Below are 17,382 nucleotides of genomic sequence, written 5' to 3'. Positions count from 1 at the left end.
AAAATACTCAATAAATATGAAGAACGCTCGGCCACGCCGGCGCTTGGAAAGGCCATATCATCCGTGAATATGCGTTCCGACTCCAGCGCCAAAGCGCCGATCTACGGGTTAAATCGTAGATCGGAGCGTCTAGGACGGTTAATTGAGGTTTTCGACGAGCAGCGCATCCACCCGCTGGAAGCCACGTGGCAGTTTGTTACCACGGCGACCACGTTCACCTTTGTAGTGTTCGAGGTCGTCGGCTTTCAGCGACAAGGTGCGTTTTCCGGCCTGCAGCACCAAGGTGGCGCCTTCCGGAAGAACGGCGATGTCCGTGACATATTCTTCGCGACTGGCCACACGCTCACCGGAAATGCCGATGATCTTGTTGCCTTTGCCCTTCCCTAATTGTGGCAGGTCGCTGATCTTGAAGATCAACAGGCGACCTTCGGTCGTCACCGAAGCCAGCCAGTTATGCTCGCGGTCGGCGACCGGGCGCGGCGCGATCACCTTGGCGTTGTTCGGCAGGCTCAACAGGGCCTTGCCGGCCTTGTTCTTGGCTTGCAGGTCTTCGCCTTTCACCACAAAACCGTAGCCGGCGTCGGAGGCGATGACGTACAGCGAATCTTCCTCAGGCATCAACACACATTCGAACGTTGCGCCCGGCGGCGGCGTCAGACGGCCGGTCAACGGCTCGCCCTGGCCCCGTGCCGATGGTAGGGTGTGGGTGGCCAGCGAATAACTGCGGCCCGTGGAGTCGATGACCACGGCCGACTGGTTCGAACGCCCCGCCGCCGAGGTCTTGAAGCCGTCCCCGGCCTTGTACGACAGGCCGGTGGCGTCGATCTCGTGGCCCTTGGCCGAACGGATCCAGCCTTTTTCCGACAGCACGACAGTGACTTTTTCGTTCGGCAGCAGATCGTGTTCGGTCAGCGCCTTGGCTTCGGCGCGCTCGACGATTGGCGACCGACGGTCGTCGCCGTAGGTTTCGGCATCTTTCAGCAGTTCGGTGCGCACCAGCTTCTTCAGCTTGGCTTCGCTGCCCAGCAGGGCTTGCAGCTTGGCCTGTTCCTTGAGCAGCTCGTCCTGCTCGTCGCGCAGCTTCATCTCTTCCAGTCGCGCCAACTGACGCAGACGGGTGTCGAGGATGTAGTCGGCCTGGATTTCGCTGAGGGCAAAACGCTCGATCAGCTTGGCCTTCGGGTGTTCCTCGGTGCGGATGATGTGGATCACTTCATCCAGGTTGAGGTAGGCAATCAGCAAACCGTCCAACAGGTGCAGGCGACGTTCGACCTTGTCGAGACGGAATTGCAAGCGGCGACGCACGGTCAGCACACGGAATTCCAGCCACTCCACCAGCAACGCACGGAGGTTTTTCAGTTGCGGCTTGCCGTCCAGACCGATGATGTTGACGTTGACCCGATAGGTCGACTCCAGCTCGGTGCTGGCGAACAGGTGCTGCATCAGCGCTTCGTGATCGACACGACTGTTGACCGGAATGATCACGATGCGGCACGGGTTTTCGTGGTCGGACTCGTCGCGAAGATCGGCGATCTGCGGCGCTTTCGACGGTTTGGCCTGCATCAGCGCGGCGATCTGCTCCAGCACCTTGGCCCCGGAGACCTGGTGCGGCAGCGCGGTCACGATGATGTCGCCGTCCTCGACGTGGTAAACGGCGCGCATGCGCACCGAGCCCTTGCCGGTTTCGTACATTTTCAGCAGGTCGGCGCGCGGGGTGATGATTTCCGCTTCGGTCGGATAGTCCGGGCCCTGAATGTGCTCGCAGAGCTGTTCGACCGTAGCTTTCGGCTCATCGAGCAGGCGCACGCAGGCGGTGGCGACTTCGCGCAGGTTGTGCGGCGGCACGTCGGTGGCCATGCCCACGGCGATACCGGTGGTGCCGTTGAGCAGGATGTTCGGCAAACGTGCCGGCAACACCAGCGGTTCCTGCAGGGTGCCGTCGAAGTTCGGGCCCCAGTCTGCGGTGCCCTGGCCCAGTTCGCTGAGCAGTACTTCGGAGTAACGCGACAGCCGCGCTTCGGTGTAACGCATGGCGGCGAAGGACTTGGGATCGTCCGGCGCACCCCAGTTACCCTGGCCGTCCACCAGCGTGTAGCGATAGCTGAACGGCTGGGCCATCAGCACCATCGCTTCGTAGCACGCCGAATCGCCGTGCGGGTGGAACTTGCCGAGCACGTCACCGACGGTGCGCGCCGACTTCTTGTGCTTGGAATCGGCATCCAGCCCCAGCTCGCTCATGGCGTAGACGATACGCCGCTGTACCGGTTTCAGACCGTCGCCGATATGCGGCAGGGCACGGTCCATGATCACGTACATGGAGTAGTTGAGGTAGGCATTTTCGGTGAAGTCAGCCAGCGACCGGCGTTCTACGCCATCTAAGCTGTCTGCAAGGTTGTCGCTCATGCGGGCCTCATCGGTTCGTTGTCTGGCGCAGCAGCATGGTGCCGCCGCGCTGAGTAAATTCAAGTTTGTTCAGGGCGCTCATGCCGAGCAGCACCTGATCGCCATGCAGTCCGGGCGCCACCAGTGCGCGGACGTCCCGCAGCACGATGTCGCCCAGTTGCAGGCGGTCGATACGGGTGCGATAGCCCTGGCTCAGGCCATTGGCCGTGCTCAGGGTCACACCGAAACCTTCTTCCAGCCTGAGGTTCTTCGCCACCTCGGCCGGGATTGCCACGTCGGTCGCGCCGGTGTCGAGCATGAACTCCACCGGCCGACCGTTGATCAGTCCGCTGGCGACAAAATGTCCCTGGGCGTTGCCGATCAATTTCACTTCTATAAAGCCGTTACCCTGCTGCGAAGCCACTTCCACATTGGGATTGCGCTGGCGCTCTTCCCACTGGCCGAAAAACCGCGTGGCCAGAAACAGCGCCGCGCACCAGGCCAGAATCATCAGCACCCGGCCGGCGCGCTTGCCTGGTGGTTGCTGACTCAAGGGCTCTCATCCCAGCCGCCCGCAGGAGCAGCAAAACGCCACACAATTGGACGAGACTCGCCATCGGCACGGGTTGTGGAATTGTTGTCGACGCCGATCCACGCGCCTTGCGCATCGACCAGCAACGCTTCGGCCATTCCGTGTTCGGCATTGTATTGACGGCTCGGAACCAGTGCATCCGCAGCGAATGACCAGCAACGCTCCTGCTTGCCCGTCAACATTTCATGGCGACAGATTTTGAAAGCATTGCGATCCAGCAGAAACAACTTGTTATTGAATAGAGCAATATCCGAAAAGTCCTTCTCGACTAATTTTGAGCCTGGGAACTGGGGCGGTTGCGGCGCCAACCCTCCCTCGGTCATCACCACACAACCGACAGCGCAATACCATGTGTAATAAATTGGTGTAATACGCCGCTCGATTTTTACCAACCCTCTTTTTTGCCGCTCTGCAGCCAGCCAGATTTGAGTACTGGCAATGCCAGTAATCACCAATCCTTCAAACAGCGCATTGGCGTGTGCCAACAATCCGGCTTCCCTCGCCTTCGTCAGCACCTTCGGCGAGACGGTCAGCCAAGCCAAGACTCCGCTCGTCGAGACCTTGAGAATGGCTGAATACGTTTCACTGAGAACGTACAGATTCCCGGCAGAGTCGCAGGTGATGCCTTCAAAGTCCAACGCACCATTACCCGCAAGCGACCTGAAAAAGCTTTGGGCCTTCATGCCCAGAGTCCGTCCAGCATCGTCAGGTACGGATGGAACATTAATCAAAACAGCAGCGGCCTTCCACACCGTGGCTCGCGTATCGAGCTTGTAGAGTCGATCGTCATCTCGATCCGAAATCGTCCACAACTGCCCACCGCACCTGGCCAGGCCGGATAGGTTACCACCACGCATTCCATCCACTGGGTGCTCCGAAAGCATATGTAACTCAGGATCGGCAGCCAGTACCAGTGAACTACAGGCGAACAAAATACCCGCAACAACATAATTGAGTTTCATCATTGAATCTCCCGCAGTCGGCGTTTCAAGTTTCCCCGAGCCTTGCACGACATGTCGGAATTCAACGACCTCACTACTGTCTCGACAGCATTGCTTCAGAGCGTCATTGCGTGCACTTGAGGCTAAGGACTTCAACCAGTAGCCAGTGCAGCAAAGCTGTAATTCATTGAGCACTTTTAATCATCAGCGTGCCCATCACAAGCCTGTCCGGCGGAAACGCTCGGGCGAGTCCTTCAATGACGGGACAATCTTTCCTGACCCAAGTATTACAGGGTTCTCCGATTCTGCTGCGGATAGCGAACAATCAGTAACACGAGAAAATGGAAGTCTAAGGCTTGACGCTCCAGCCACCCTCAGGCGCGGCGAAGCGCCAGATGATCGGGCGAACCTCGCCGTCGGCGCGAGGGCCGAAATTGTTGTCGACGCCGATCCAGGCACCCTGTGCATCGACCACTAGCGCTTCTTCCAGCCCGAAGTTCTGCGAATAACGCCGATTGGCCTGCAACAGCTCGGCCGCATACGACCAGCAGATCTCGACCTTGGCCGTCTGCGCATCGCGTCGACAGATCTGGTAGGCGTTGCGTTCAAGGGTAAACAGTTTGCCGTCGAACAGGGACACGTCGGAAAAATCCCGATTGACCGGACGGGCTTTCGGGAACTGCGGCGGTTGCATCTCCATGCCGCCTTCGCTGAGCAACACGCAGCGACCATCGCAATCCCACACTGTCTGCTGGCGCTTGATCATCAACAAGCCACGGCTTTGCCGCTCGGCAGCCAGCCACATCTGATCGCCCGCCGGGTTGATCGCCAGGCCTTCGAATATCGCGTTGAATTGCAGCAACATCCCACTGGCCCGCGCTTCGCGAACCATCATCGGCGAGATTTTCAGCCACGACGACGGCCCCTGCGGCGGCACTTGCAGCACGGCCGCGTGGGCTTCGCTGACGATGTAGCGGTTGCCGGCGTTATCGCAGCTGATGCCTTCGAAATCCAGATCGCCGCCACGAACGAAAGACGCCGCCCAGGTGCGCGAGCTGATGCCCCACGGCAAGCCGCTGTCCGGCACTTTTGGCGGATCAATGCGCACGGCCGTGGCCTGCCAGACCCGGTCGCGGATATCGAGACGGTAGATCTGGTCATCGTCGCGATCCGATACGGTCCACAGGTCATTGCCGCACAAGGCCAGCCCTGACAGGTTGCCGCCACGCATGCCTTCGACAGGGTGTTCGGCGAGCACGCGCAGCTCCTGCACAGGCTCTGCCGACACCGTCATCGAACCCAGCAGCAACGCACCCGCCAAGGCCCAGCCAAACCGCATCAGGCCAGAACCTCGGCAAGGTTGCCCTTGGATTCGAGCCAGGTCTTGCGGTCGCCGGCGCGTTTTTTCGCCAACAGCATGTCCATCATTTCCGAGGTCTCGGCAAAGTCGTCGCCGAGGGTCAACTGCACCAGGCGCCGGGTGTTCGGGTCCATGGTGGTTTCACGCAGTTGCGGCGGGTTCATTTCACCCAGGCCTTTGAATCGGGTGACCTGCGGCTTGCCGCGTTTTTTCTCGGCCACCAGGCGGTCGAGGATCCCGTCGCGCTCGGCGTCATCCAGGGCGTAGAAAATCTCTTTGCCCAGGTCGATGCGGTACAGCGGCGGCATCGCCACATAGACGTGACCGGCATCCACCAGTGGGCGGAAATGCTGCACGAACAAGGCGCAGAGCAAGGTCGCGATGTGCAGACCGTCGGAGTCGGCGTCGGCGAGGATACAGATCTTGCCGTAACGCAGCTGGCTCATGTCCTCGGCGCCCGGATCGACACCGATGGCCACGGCAATGTTGTGCACTTCCTGGCTGGCCAGCACTTCGCTGCCGTCGACTTCCCAGGTGTTGAGGATCTTGCCGCGCAACGGCAGGATCGCCTGGAATTCCTTGTCCCGCGCCTGTTTGGCCGAACCACCGGCGGAGTCACCTTCCACCAGGAACAGCTCGGAACGCATCGGGTCCTGTCCGGCGCAATCGGCCAGCTTGCCCGGCAGTGCCGGCCCCTGGGTGATGCGCTTGCGCTCGACCTTTTTGCTCGCTTTCAGACGACGGCCAGCGTTGCTGATCGCCAGTTCTGCCAGGGCCAGACCGGTTTCCGGGTTGGCGTTGAGCCACAGGCTGAACGCATCCTTGACCACGCCGGAAACGAAAGCCGCCGCTTCACGGGACGACAGACGCTCCTTGGTCTGACCGGAGAACTGCGGTTCCTGCATCTTCATCGACAGGACGAAAGCAATGCGTTCCCAGACGTCTTCCGGCGCCAGCTTCACGCCGCGTGGCAGCAGGCTGCGGAATTCGCAGAACTCGCGCATCGCGTCGAGCAGGCCCTGACGCAGACCGTTGACGTGGGTGCCGCCCTGCTCCGTCGGGATCAGGTTGACGTAGCTTTCAGTGACCGAGGTGCCGCCCTCCGGCAACCACAGCAGGGCCCACTCGACCGCTTCCTTGGTGCCGGCCAGGTTGCCGCAGAACGGCGCGTCCGGCAGGCGCTCGAATTCGCTGACCGCATCCACCAGGTAGGAGCGCAGGCCGTCTTCGTAGTGCCACTCGACCTTTTCGCCGGTGCCTTTGTCTTCGAAGCTGATCAGCAGCCCCGGGCACAGAACGGCCTTGGCCTTGAGCACGTGCTTGAGGCGGCTGATGGAGAATTTCGGCGAATCGAAGTATTTCGGGTCCGGCGCGAAGTACACGCTGGTCCCGGTATTGCGCTTGCCGACGGTGCCGATCACTTGCAGATCGGTGGCCTTGAAGCCGTCGGCGAAAGTCATTTCATATTCGTTGCCGTCACGCTTGACCCGCACCCGCACCTGCGTCGACAAGGCGTTGACCACGGAAATACCCACCCCGTGCAGACCGCCGGAGAACTGGTAGTTCTTGTTGGAAAACTTGCCGCCCGCATGGAGCTTGGTCAGGATCAGTTCGACGCCCGAAACGCCCTCTTCCGGGTGGATGTCGACCGGCATGCCGCGACCGTCGTCGCAGACTTCCAGCGAGTGATCGGCGTGAAGGATGACCTGGATCGATTTGGCGTGGCCGGCCAGGGCTTCGTCGACACTGTTGTCGATGACTTCCTGGGCGAGGTGGTTCGGCCGACTGGTGTCGGTGTACATGCCGGGGCGTTTGCGCACCGGGTCGAGGCCCGAGAGGACTTCGATGGCGTCGGCGTTATAAGAGCTAGCGCTGGGAGTGGCCATAGGGTCTCGTCGTCAGTGATTCAATGAAAATGGGGCAAGACTTCACAGTGCGGTGAAATCGATTGCCTGATAGGTATCGGCGCCAATCCCGGCAAAGCTGAGCAATGCTGGCAATTGTGTAACAAATCCCTGAAAACTGTGGTCGCCGCCGGCCTGAATGCGCAAGGCACAGGCCCGGTAATACTGCTGGGCAAGGCGATAATCCAGCGTTTCATCCCCGGTCTGCAACCATACCTGATAACGCTGCGGATCCTGCGGTGCCGGCACTTCCAGCTCGGCCAGGGCCGTCACGTGGTCGTGGGTCAGCTCCCAGGTTTCGTCGGTGTACAGGTTTTTCTGGGTGCCCAGGTATCCGTCGAACATCCGGTGTGGACTGACGGCCGGGTTGACCAGCAGGGCTTTCAGGCCATGGCGCTCGGCCAGGTGAGTCGCATAGTAGCCGCCGAGCGAGCTTCCCACCAGCAATGGCCGGCCGAGTTCGGCGATTGCCTGCTCCAGCTGACCGATGGCCTCGCGCGGGTGGTGATGCAGCGCCGGCACACGCAGTTGGTCGCTCAAACCCAGCCGCTCCATCACCTCAACCAACTGACAGGCCTTTTTCGAGGCCGGCGCGCTGTTGAAACCATGGATATAGAGAATCGAACCGGACATTTGAGCTCCCTGGGCGTCGGCTGAAGATAGCGGAGTTTACAGGGAGTCGAGGGGTGTTGGGCCAGCACCCGAGCAAATCAGCGTTGTGCCCTTTTAATCAATAACCGTTGGAGCCGTAATCAACAGTGAACCGGAAACCGGTGACACGCTCCACGCCCGTCTCGATCCGCCCGTCCGGCAACAGCCGCAACCATCGATACCCCGGTGCCTGCTCGCCGACCTTGAAGTCTTCGCTGCCCGGTTCGAACTGGATGCAGGTCGACGGCGAGGCCATCAGCCTTACGCCGTTGCGCTCGCGGTCGATCTCCTGATGGACATGCCCCCACAGCACCGCACGCGCCTGCGGAAAACGGTCGAGCACTTCGAAAAACGCTTCCGGATTGCGCAAGCCGATCGGCTCCATCCAGGCGCAACCGATCGACACCGGATGGTGGTGGAAGCACACCAGATGATGGCGATCCGGCGCTTCGCTCAGGGAGCGGGCGAGCAGTTGCAACTGGTCATCCTGCAAATACCCCGGCACCGATCCGGGCACCGCCGAATCGAGCAGGGTCACGCGCCAGTTGCCGACATCGACAACTGACTCCAGCAAAGCACTCTTCACAGTCGCCTGAGCCATGATCTGCGGCTCGTCGTGGTTGCCGGGGATCCAGCGGGCCGGTGCATCGATCTGCGCCGTCATCTGGCGGAATTGCTGGTAGGACTCCAGCGTACCGTCCTGGGAAAGGTCGCCGCTGGCAACGATCAGATCGATCCGGGGTTGCTGTTCGAGCACCAGCTCGATGACTTTTTGCAGGCTCTCGCGGGTATTCATGCCCAGCAGCGTTCCATCCGCCTCGGCGAACAGATGACTGTCAGAGAGTTGCACCAGCAACGCCGCGTCGGCGGTGGTCAAAGTCGATACGCTCGGCAAGGCGTTCTCCCCCGGGATCGCGGGACTGGAAAGGTGCGGCAATTATGCGGGGGGACAGCGCAAAGAGAAACCGGCGAACCGGACGCAGTTCACAACTTGCGGCGGTTATCGGACCGCCGCGTATTCGTGTCCGCACGCCAGGCAATGACTCAGCCATTCGCCCAGGAACAGATTGAGCTGGGCCTTCTCGTCGGGCTGATGCATGGCCGCATTCGGGTAAGGATAGACGCCGCGAAAACGTCGCGCATGTTCGGCGCTGATCACCTCGGCCATACGCGCGTCGTGATAGACCTGCACTTCCAGTTGCGGCACCGGCAGCCACGGCAGGCTGTGTTCCTGGCGCACCTGCAGGGTCGTGGTGTATGGACAGGCCTGCAACACTTCCAGAGTCAGCACGCCGAGCATCTGGTCGCCCTGGGTCACGGCGATGCGCCGCGCCTCGGGGTCGCTGCGCATGTCCGGCAACAGTCGCATCAGGCGCGCGTAGTTGGCCTCGCAGGCGGCTTGCAGGCCCACGAGGTCGACGCGGTAGCGATCGCGCAGCTTGTTTACGACCATAGCCCCCTCACTTCGGCGCGATTGAGCGCCAGCCACTGCAAGGCGATGATGCTCGCCGCATTGGCAATCCGTCCGTCACGTACGGCCTGCAGGGCATCTTCAAAAGCCCAGACCGTGACGCGAATATCTTCAGCTTCTTCCTCCAGCCCATGCAGGCCGCCCACGCCTTCGGTGCTGCAACGCCCCAGATACAAATGCACGAATTCGTTGCTGCCGCCCGGCGATGGAAAGTATTTGGTCATCGGCCACAGGGCCTTGATGTCCAGCCCAGCTTCCTCCTGTGCCTCGCGGTGAGCAACTTCTTCCGGCTGTTCATCCTTGTCGATCAGACCGGCGACCAGTTCCACCAGCCACGGGTTGTCCGCCTTGCCCAGTGCGCCGACGCGAAACTGCTCGATCAGCACCACTTCATCGCGCTGCGGATCGTAGGGCAGCATGCACACCGCATCGTGGCGCACGAACACTTCACGATTGATTTCGCGGCTCATGCCACCGGCGAACAGTTCGTGGCGCAAGTGCAGACGGTCGAGCTTGTAGAAGCCCTTGTAGCACTGCTCGCGTCGCACGATATCGACGGCGGTCGGAATGGCTTTGGCAAAATCGGTCATGAGCATCCTCTTTACTGCAAATCCAATACGAGGCGCCTTACCTGCCACCTCGACTTCGCGCCATCCTAACGCGCCCGTGACGTTTGATGCAGCCCCTTTACTGTCAGCGGGATGGACGGTGGAGGCGAAACCCACTCTAATTAGCTTAGTGGCGAACTGACCGCTTCGTTGAGAGTCGAAGCGGTAACTTTTTGCCTTCCCCTGCTTCAGAAAGGACGCCCATGTCGCTTTTCAAAATTGCCTCCGTGGCCGCCATCGCCCTGACCCTGGGTGCCTGCGCCAGCCTGTTCCAGCCCAACTACCGCACGCCGCTGGAAACCACCCGCGACGCCTCGGAAACGCTGAAACCCGGTTGCTCCAACCCGGACTGTCCACTGGTGAACATCGACACCCTGCGCTTCCCGGCAGAACCGGCGCTGGACGGCATCATCGAAAAACGCCTGCTGCAAATGACCCGCACTGCACCGAACGCCCCGGTGGCGCCGACGCTGGCAGCGTATCGCGAGCAGTTCCTGGCCAACGCCGGCCCGCGCAACAGCAGCTATTTGCAGGCGAAAGTACGCGAGCAGCATGACGGTCTGGTGATCATTGAAACGTCGAGCTACCTGGACACCGGCGGCGCCCACGGCACGCCGGGACGCGGTTTCATCAACTATTCGCGTCAGCAGCACAAGGTGCTGACCCTGGCGGACATGTTGCTGCCGGGTCAGGAAGAGGCGTTCTGGAAAGCGGCGCAAGTGGCGCACAACAGCTGGCTGATCAGCACCAAGCTCGATCAGGAACCGGAATTCGTGAAGAGCTGGCCGTTCGTCAAAACCCCGAACGTGGCGCTGACCTACGGCGGCGTGATCCTCAAGTACGACGTGACCACCATCGCGCCTTATGCGCTGGGCCACGTCGAACTGAAGATCCCTTACCCGCGCCTGAACGGCATTCTCAAGCCCGAGCTGTTTCCCGGCCGTAACTGAAAGCCCGACCGAGCACGAGTTGCAGCAGCCCTGCCAGCACCAGCGCCGGCAGGGTCGCGCCGACATCCGGATACAGATTGGCCAGCAAGTGATAGGTGCTGATGCCACCCAGCCAGGCCAATAGTGCCGGCCAGCGCAACGCGGCCGACGCCACCTGGGCACTGCGCTTGCGCAGGATGAAGTGATCCACCAACACCACGCCGAACAGCGGCGCAAACACCGAACCGATCAGCAGCAGGAAGTTCTGGTACTGCGCCAGTGGCGCGAGCAGGGCGATCAGGGTGCAGATCACGCCGATGGCCAACGCCAGATGCTCGACTTTCAGACGCAACAGAATCCCGCTGGAAACCGCTGCCGAGTGAATGTCGGCGAAAGCGTTTTCCGACTCATCCAGCAGAATCAGCAACAGCGGAATGCCCAGACCTGCGCCAGCCAGTGCCAGCAGCAGCGCGTTGACTTCACCGCTCGGCGCGAACGCCAGTGTGTAGGCCACGCCCAGACTCATCAGCCAGAAGTTGCCGATGAAGAAACCGATCGCCGTGCCGCCAAACACGTTCTTCGCCTTCTTGCCGAAACGCGAGTAGTCGGCGATCAGCGGCAGCCACGACAGCGGCATCGCAATGGCGATGTCGAAACCCACAGCGAGCGGCATCGACCCATCCCCGGCCTGCGCCCACAAGGCGGCGAGGTCAGCCTTGGCGAACAGATTCCAGGTCAGCCAGATGCACGCGGCCAGAATCAGCCAGATGCCCCATTTGCGCAGGATCTTGCGCACAAACGTCAACGGACCGCTGACCGCGAGTAATGTCGCCAATGCGCCGAAGCACAGCGTCCACAACATCGGACTGGCCCACAGCGAACCTTCGCTGAACGCACGGGTGCCGAGCAGGCTGGCGGCGTCACGCATGACGATGATTTCGAACGAGCCCCAACCGATCAATTGCAGCAGGTTGAGCAGCGCCGGCAGGCTCGCGCCTTTGCTGCCGAGGCTGAGTTTCAGCGCAGCCATCGACGACAGGCCGGTGTCGCTGCCGATCACGCCAACGGCAGCCAGCAACAGGACGCCGACCAGGGTGCCGAGGAAGATCGCCAGCAGCGATCCCGACAGGCCCAGCCCCGGGGCCAGCAGCGCACCGGTCTGCAAAACCATCAGGCCGATGCCGAGGGAAAACCACAGGGAAAACAGATCGCGACCGCCGAATACACGCTTATCGGCGGGCACGGCGAGGTCGGGGGAATAAGTACCGGGTTGAATGCTCAAGGGTGTTATCTCAGAGGGACATTTGTTGTTGTGCTGACCCGTTGTGATCGTTCCCACGTCGAGGCGTCGAACCGTCCGCGTGGGAATGCAGCCCGTGACGCTCCGCGTCACTGGACGCGGAGCGTCCCTAGAGGCATTCCCACGCAGAGCGTGGGAACGATCAGTGCGGGATCAAACCTTCTTGTACAGCTGACTGCCTTCCTTCTTGAACCGCTCGGCCTGTTCCGCCAGGCCCTGGGCGACGTCCACGTCGACCGCGTCGATCCGCTGGTTGGCCGCGTATTCGCGGACTTCCTGAGTGATCTTCATCGAGCAGAATTTCGGCCCGCACATCGAACAGAAATGCGCGACCTTCGCCGAGTCCTTCGGCAGGGTTTCATCGTGATACGAACGGGCGGTGTCCGGGTCCAGACCGAGGTTGAACTGGTCTTCCCAACGGAATTCGAAACGCGCCTTGCTCAAGGCGTTGTCGCGGATCTGCGCGCCCGGATGTCCTTTGGCCAAGTCTGCTGCGTGGGCCGCGATCTTGTAGGTGATGATCCCGGTCTTCACGTCATCCTTGTTCGGCAGACCCAGGTGTTCCTTCGGCGTCACGTAGCAGAGCATCGCGCAACCGAACCAGCCGATCATCGCCGCACCGATGCCGGAGGTGATGTGGTCGTAACCCGGTGCAATGTCGGTGGTCAGCGGGCCGAGGGTGTAGAACGGCGCCTCGTCGCAGCACTCCAGCTGCTTGTCCATGTTCTCCTTGATCAACTGCATCGGCACGTGGCCCGGGCCTTCGATCATGCATTGCACGTCGTGCTTCCAGGCGATCTTGGTCAGCTCGCCGAGGGTTTCCAGTTCGCCGAATTGAGCTTCGTCGTTGGCGTCGGCAATCGAGCCCGGACGCAGGCCATCGCCCAGCGAGAAGCTGACGTCGTAGGCCTTCATGATTTCGCAGATTTCGTCGAAGTGGGTGTAGAGGAAGTTCTCTTTGTGGTGGGCCAGGCACCACTTGGCCATGATCGAACCGCCACGGGACACGATGCCGGTCACGCGCTTGGCGGTCAGCGGCACATAGCGCAGCAACACGCCGGCGTGGATGGTGAAGTAGTCGACGCCCTGCTCCGCCTGCTCGATCAGCGTGTCGCGGAACAGCTCCCAGGTCAGGTCTTCCGCGACGCCATTCACTTTTTCCAGCGCCTGATAAATCGGCACGGTGCCGATCGGAACCGGCGAGTTACGGATGATCCACTCGCGGGTTTCGTGAATGTGCTTGCCGGTGGACAAGTCCATCACTGTGTCCGAGCCCCAGCGAATGCCCCAGGTCAGTTTCGCCACTTCTTCTTCGATGGACGAACCCAGCGCGCTGTTGCCGATGTTGCCGTTGATCTTCACCAGGAAGTTACGGCCGATGATCATCGGTTCCAGTTCGACGTGGTTGATGTTGGCCGGAATGATCGCGCGGCCACGGGCGATTTCTTCACGGACGAACTCGGGGGTGATTTCTTTCGGGATGCTCGCGCCGAAGCTGTGGCCGGCGTGCTGCTGCTTCAACAGACCGGCAGCGCGGGCCTCTTGCAGCTTCATGTTTTCGCGGATGGCGACGTATTCCATCTCGGCGGTGATGATGCCTTTGCGGGCGTAGTGCATCTGGCTGACGTTGGCCCCGGCCTTGGCGCGGCGCGGGTTGTTGACGTGGGCGAAGCGCAGCTTGGTCAGTTCCGCGTCGGCAAGACGTTGCTGACCGAAATTCGAGCTCAGGCCTGGCAGGCGCTCGGTGTCGCCACGGTCGTCGATCCAAGCCGAACGCACGTCGCCCAGGCCTTTGCGTACGTCGATTACGACGTTCGGATCGGTGTACGGACCCGAGGTGTCGTAGACGGTGACCGGCGCGTTGATTTCGCCGCCGAAATCGGTCGGGGTCACATCGAGGGTGATTTCGCGCATCGGCACGCGGATGTCCGGGCGGGAACCCTGAACGTAGACTTTTTGCGAACGGGTGAACGGCTGAACCGACTGCTCGTCGACCTTGGCCGAGTCACTCAGGTTGATCGCGTTTTTAGATTTTGTAGTCATCACGGGCTCTCCAGACAGCATCCAGGCAGTGGATTGTCGGAGCAGAACCTGAAAGGCACGGACGCACCAGGACTGGTGCTGTGCATCGTCGTCGAGCGTTCGATTGTCGAACAATTTCCCGGACGAAGCACAAGAGGACTCGCCGGGTGACGAGAAATCTTGTTCCCTACGCAGGCGCTAACCTGATCAGGTTCAACGGGATCCGAAATTATTCGATCTCAGCCTCATAGCAAGGCACCCCGACAAGAACCCGGCCAGTCTAGACACAACCGGCAAAGAACGCCAACACCGCTGCAAACACCATGATGAATGGCGCAATTGGCAGATTGTTGCCTGCCGCCTGCGCAACTACACTCGCTACGCCATGCTGCGCCTTGACGCTGCATGGGCCGCGCCTTACCTTTGGCGCCCGGATTATTTCCATAATATTCATGCTAGGGATCGCCTCATGCTGCGCAAACTCTCACTGGCTGTCGCCGTGTCTTGTGCGTCCACCGCAACGGTCTGGGCAGCAGAAGCGCCTTTATCGACCAAGACTGACCTGGTCAGCGTTTATCAGGAAGCAGTCGACAACAACGCCGACCTGGCCGCCGCCCGCGCCCAGTACGGCGCGCAGAAAGAAGTCGTGCCCCAGGCCCGCGCCGGGCTGCTGCCGAATCTGTCCGGCGGCGCAGAAACCGCCAACGTGCGCACCTCGATCGACCAGCCCTCGGCCATCGCCAACCGCAGCGCGCATTCCTATCAGGCGACACTGGCGCAACCACTGTTCCGCGCCGATCGCTGGTTCCAGTACCAGGCCGCCAAGGACGTCAACGAGCAGGCCGCGCTGCAACTCTCGGCTACCGAGCAGAACCTGATCCTGCAAACTGCCGAAAGCTACTTCAACGTGTTGCGCAGCCAGGACAACCTGGCCTCGACCAAGGCCGAGGAAGCCGCATTCAAGCGCCAGCTCGACCAGTCCAACGAGCGCTTCGACGTGGGCCTGTCGGACAAGACCGACGTGCTGCAATCACAAGCCAGTTACGACACCGCGCGCGCCAACCGGATCGTCGCCCAGCGTCAGGTCGATGATGCGTTCGAAGCGCTGATCACTCTGACCAACCGTCAATACAACTCGATCCAGGGCATCGTCCACACGTTGCCGATCCTGCCGCCGGCGCCAAACGACGCCAAAGCCTGGGTCGACACCGCCGCCAAACAGAACCTCAATCTGCTGGCCAGCAACTACGCCGTCAGCTCCGCCGAACAGACCTTGAAACAGCGCAAGGCCGGCCACCTGCCGACCCTCGACGCCGTGGCCAAATACGAAAAAGGCGACAACGACGCCCTCGGCTTCGCCAACCCGAATGCGTTCGGTACGCCGTACAGTGGCAACGTCGAGCAGAGCACTGTGGGCCTGCAACTGAACATCCCGATCTACAGCGGCGGGCTGACCAGTTCGCAAGTGCGTGAGTCGTACTCACGCCTGGACCAGACCGAGCAGCAGCGTGAAGGCCTGCGCCGGCAAGTAGTCGAAAACACTCGCAACCTGCACCGCGCGGTGAACACCGACGTCGAGCAAGTGCAGGCGCGTCGCCAGTCGATCATTTCCAACCAGAGCGCGGTGGAAGCCACGGAAATCGGTTATCAGGTGGGGACGCGCAACATCGTCGACGTGCTCGACGCCCAGCGCCAGCTCTACACCTCGGTACGCAACTACAACAACACCCGCTACGACTACATCCTCGACAACCTGCGCCTGAAGCAGGCGGCGGGGACGTTGAATCCGGGTGATCTGCAGGATCTGACGCGTTATCTGAAAGCCGACTACAACCCGGACAAGGACTTCCTGCCGCCGGATCTGGCCAAAGCTGCGGAAGCCCAGCTCAAGGCCCGGCCTTAAACAAAAACGCAGCCCTGAGGCTGCGTTTTTTTATGGGCGGTCGATCAACCTGCCCAGTCCATCGAGCAAGCGCTGCAACGCGCCCTGATTGCGGCGCATCACGCTCAGCCCGGCCTCGGCCATGCGCTGCGCATCGCGCGGCAGTTCGAACAGCCGCTGCACTTCTGTTGCCAGACCTTCGGCGTCATCCACCTCGGCCAACGCCCCGGCACTGCGCAGTTGCGCGGCGATGTCGAGGAAGTTGAACAGGTGCGGGCCGCTGATCACCGGTTTCGCCAGCGCTGCCGGCTCCAGCAGGTTATGGCCGCCGTTGGGCACCAGACTGCCGCCGACGAACGCGCTGTCGGCTAATGCATATAGAAACAGCAATTCGCCCATGGTGTCGCCGAGCAGCACCGAAGTCTGCGCATCGACGCTCACGCCAGTGGAACGGCGTACCGTGGAGAAACCTTCGCGTTGGCAAAGCTCGAATACTGAGGTGAAACGCTCCGGGTGACGCGGCACCAGAATCAGCAGCGCATCCGGATGGTTGGCCAGCAAACGACGGTGGGCGTTCAGCACGACCTCGTCTTCGCCTTCATGGGTGCTGGCGGCGATCCACACCGGCCGCTCCAGCGCCTGCCACTGGCCGCGCAGTTCAGCGGCGCGTTGCAGCAGCTGCGGGTCGATGGTCAGGTCGAACTTGATCGAGCCGGTGACCTCGACTGTCTCCGGGCGCGCGCCGAGATCGCGGAAGCGCTGGGCTTCGGCTTCGGTCTGCACGGCGAACAGGCTCATTTCGGCCAGCATCGGCGCGGTCAGCTTGCTGAAGCGGCCATAGCCCTTGGCCGAGCGCTCGGAAAGGCGTCCGTTGGCCAGCGCTACCGGAATCCCGCGCTTGGCGCATTGGTGAATGTGGTTGGGCCACAGTTCGGTTTCCATGATCACTGCCAGCTTCGGCTGCACGCGATCCAGAAAACGCGCCGCCGCGCAGGGCAAATCGTAGGGCAAGTAACAGTGCTGGATCCGTGGCTCGTTGGCGAACATCGCGTGGATACGCTCTGAACCGGTCGGCGTCATGCAGGTCACGGTGATCGGCAGCTGCGGATAACGTTGCAGCAGTGCACGAATCATCGGCGCGGCGGCGATGCTTTCGCCCACCGACACCGCGTGAACCCAGATGCCGCCCGGCTGCAGGGTCGGCATGCCATAGGAGAAACGTTCGCCAATCCGTTTGGCATACGCCGGCGCCTTGCGCGAGCGCAACCACAGCCGAATCGCCACCAATGGCAGCCCCAGGTAAAACAGCGCGGTGTAGAGAGTTCTATTCATGGCGGCGG

14 protein-coding genes and 1 riboswitch are annotated in these 17,382 nt (G+C 61.4%); of the genes, 2 read left to right on the top strand and 12 right to left on the bottom strand.

Going from position 1 to position 17,382, the window contains the following annotated elements:
* Positions 1–138: 138 nt before the first annotated feature.
* The 9 genes from parC to IHQ43_RS02605 all read right to left on the bottom strand — a co-directional run bounded on the left by parC (position 139) and on the right by IHQ43_RS02605 (position 9,891).
* The gene (parC, locus tag IHQ43_RS02645) at positions 139–2,403 is read right to left on the bottom strand and encodes a DNA topoisomerase IV subunit A (RefSeq protein ID WP_129972327.1); all 2,265 of its coding nucleotides are present in this window, start codon (positions 2,401–2,403) and stop codon (positions 139–141) included.
* 7 nt (positions 2,404–2,410) lie between these two features.
* The gene (locus tag IHQ43_RS02640) at positions 2,411–2,935 is read right to left on the bottom strand and encodes a retropepsin-like aspartic protease family protein (RefSeq protein WP_007952204.1); all 525 of its coding nucleotides are present in this window, start codon (positions 2,933–2,935) and stop codon (positions 2,411–2,413) included.
* Positions 2,932–3,936 (bottom strand): esterase-like activity of phytase family protein, encoded by a 1,005-nt coding sequence (locus IHQ43_RS02635; protein WP_192564940.1) that lies wholly within the window; start codon positions 3,934–3,936, stop codon positions 2,932–2,934. Before IHQ43_RS02635 ends, IHQ43_RS02640 begins: the two co-directional genes overlap by 4 nt.
* 328 nt (positions 3,937–4,264) lie before the next feature.
* Positions 4,265–5,254: an esterase-like activity of phytase family protein gene (locus IHQ43_RS02630; RefSeq protein WP_192563276.1), complete on the bottom strand. Its 990-nt coding sequence runs from the start codon at positions 5,252–5,254 to the stop codon at positions 4,265–4,267.
* A complete protein-coding gene (parE, locus tag IHQ43_RS02625; RefSeq protein ID WP_085608483.1) occupies positions 5,254–7,161 on the bottom strand; it encodes a DNA topoisomerase IV subunit B in 1,908 nt (635 codons plus the stop codon). Before parE ends, IHQ43_RS02630 begins: the two co-directional genes overlap by 1 nt.
* Positions 7,162–7,203: 42 nt before the next feature.
* A complete protein-coding gene (locus tag IHQ43_RS02620; protein ID WP_064382909.1) occupies positions 7,204–7,812 on the bottom strand; it encodes a YqiA/YcfP family alpha/beta fold hydrolase in 609 nt (202 codons plus the stop codon).
* Between the two features lie 97 nt (positions 7,813–7,909).
* A complete protein-coding gene (gene cpdA, locus IHQ43_RS02615; protein ID WP_192563275.1) occupies positions 7,910–8,725 on the bottom strand; it encodes a 3',5'-cyclic-AMP phosphodiesterase in 816 nt (271 codons plus the stop codon).
* A 105-nt stretch (positions 8,726–8,830) separates the two neighbouring features.
* Positions 8,831–9,283: a DUF1249 domain-containing protein gene (locus IHQ43_RS02610; protein WP_007952222.1), complete on the bottom strand. Its 453-nt coding sequence runs from the start codon at positions 9,281–9,283 to the stop codon at positions 8,831–8,833.
* On the bottom strand, positions 9,274–9,891 hold the full coding sequence (locus tag IHQ43_RS02605) for an NUDIX domain-containing protein (RefSeq protein ID WP_192563274.1): 618 nt from the start codon (positions 9,889–9,891) through the stop codon (positions 9,274–9,276). Before IHQ43_RS02605 ends, IHQ43_RS02610 begins: the two co-directional genes overlap by 10 nt.
* Before the next feature lie 221 nt (positions 9,892–10,112).
* On the opposite strand from IHQ43_RS02605, the gene IHQ43_RS02600 reads away from it, so the two are divergent.
* Positions 10,113–10,859, top strand: coding sequence for an RsiV family protein (locus tag IHQ43_RS02600; protein WP_085701039.1), 747 nt, complete (start codon positions 10,113–10,115; stop codon positions 10,857–10,859).
* On the opposite strand, the gene cytX is transcribed toward IHQ43_RS02600, so the two are convergent.
* Both cytX and thiC read right to left on the bottom strand, forming a co-directional pair.
* Complete coding sequence (cytX, locus tag IHQ43_RS02595; RefSeq protein ID WP_192563273.1) at positions 10,828–12,120, bottom strand: putative hydroxymethylpyrimidine transporter CytX; 1,293 nt, start codon at positions 12,118–12,120, stop codon at positions 10,828–10,830. The genes IHQ43_RS02600 and cytX overlap by 32 nt on opposite strands.
* Before the next feature lie 171 nt (positions 12,121–12,291).
* Positions 12,292–14,181, bottom strand: a complete 1,890-nt coding sequence (gene thiC, locus IHQ43_RS02590) for a phosphomethylpyrimidine synthase ThiC (protein ID WP_127796733.1) — start codon at positions 14,179–14,181, stop codon at positions 12,292–12,294.
* A gap of 146 nt (positions 14,182–14,327) precedes the next feature.
* A riboswitch (TPP riboswitch) is annotated at positions 14,328–14,433 on the bottom strand.
* A gap of 196 nt (positions 14,434–14,629) precedes the next feature.
* On the opposite strand from thiC, the gene IHQ43_RS02585 reads away from it, so the two are divergent.
* Entirely contained in the window at positions 14,630–16,063 is a 1,434-nt protein-coding gene (locus IHQ43_RS02585) for a TolC family outer membrane protein (protein WP_192563272.1), read from the top strand.
* A gap of 30 nt (positions 16,064–16,093) precedes the next feature.
* Here IHQ43_RS02585 and waaA read toward each other — a convergent pair whose 3' ends face one another.
* On the bottom strand, positions 16,094–17,374 hold the full coding sequence (gene waaA / locus IHQ43_RS02580) for a lipid IV(A) 3-deoxy-D-manno-octulosonic acid transferase (protein WP_192563271.1): 1,281 nt from the start codon (positions 17,372–17,374) through the stop codon (positions 16,094–16,096).
* Between the last annotated feature and the right edge of the window lie 8 nt (positions 17,375–17,382).

It is taken from the genome of Pseudomonas gozinkensis (assembly GCF_014863585.1).
Lineage (GTDB): Bacteria > Pseudomonadota > Gammaproteobacteria > Pseudomonadales > Pseudomonadaceae > Aquipseudomonas > Aquipseudomonas gozinkensis.
The sequence above is the reverse complement of the archived record's forward strand: the minus strand, read 5'-3'. Positions and strand labels throughout refer to the sequence as shown.